The 676-nt window shown below is 35.2% G+C and carries 1 protein-coding gene; it reads left to right on the top strand.

The genetic code is table 11. The annotated features are described in order from the left end of the window. Nucleotides 1–68 precede the first annotated feature (68 nt). Nucleotides 69–572 (top strand): group II intron maturase-specific domain-containing protein, encoded by a 504-nt coding sequence (locus tag TR08_RS24960; protein WP_238579243.1) that lies wholly within the window; start codon nt 69–71, stop codon nt 570–572. Nucleotides 573–676: the final 104 nt, after the last annotated feature.

Here is a 676-nt window from a genome sequence, read left to right as displayed (position 1 = left end):
TTGTTTGTTGTTTCCAGTATAAGAGTGAGGCTCTAGATTTCTTTCAATCATTAAAATTGAGACTGAAGATGTTTAACTTAGAAATAGCTGAAGATAAAACGAAAATTATTTCCTTTGGAAAATTTGCGGATAAAGATGCAAAACAGAAGGGGAATAGTAAACCTGAAACCTTTGATTTTCTTGGCTTTACACACTATTGTGGGAAAAGTAAACAAGGAAACTTTCGGGTGAAACGGAAATCAAGCAGGAAGAAAGTCCAAGGTAAACTCAAAGAATCCAAAGAATGGTTAAAGAAAAATAGAAATAAAGATATTCATATGATTATGGATAGGTTCAAACGTTCACTTATAGGTTACTACAACTATTACTGCATCACAGATAATGCCCCAAGTGTAAACAACTTTAGAGACAAAATCGGATACTTACTGTTTAAATGGCTCAATAGAAGAAGTCAAAGGAAATCATTTACCTGGGATAAATTCAGACTCTTTCTTAATAAATATCCACTACCTTCACCCAGAGTTAAGGTTAATATATATGACTTAAGAAAAGAGATCAGCTACATTCTGTGAATGATTACTGGAGGAGCCGTGTGCATTAATAGTGCAAGCACGGTTCTGGGAGGGGGTGGAGTACAATCTACCGTAAGGTAGAAAGGCTCCATTCTACTCGACTA

The sequence above is a fragment of the Neobacillus niacini genome, assembly GCF_000759675.1.
In the GTDB taxonomy this organism is placed as follows: domain Bacteria; phylum Bacillota; class Bacilli; order Bacillales; family Cytobacillaceae; genus Neobacillus; species Neobacillus niacini_A.
The sequence above is the reverse complement of the archived record's forward strand: the minus strand, read 5'-3'. Positions and strand labels throughout refer to the sequence as shown.

Excerpts from the sequence above, each read along its gene's own strand:
- TR08_RS24960 (WP_238579243.1), top strand. The coding sequence starts at position 69 with ATGTTTAACTTAGAAATAGCTGAAGATAAAACGAAAATTATTTCCTTT.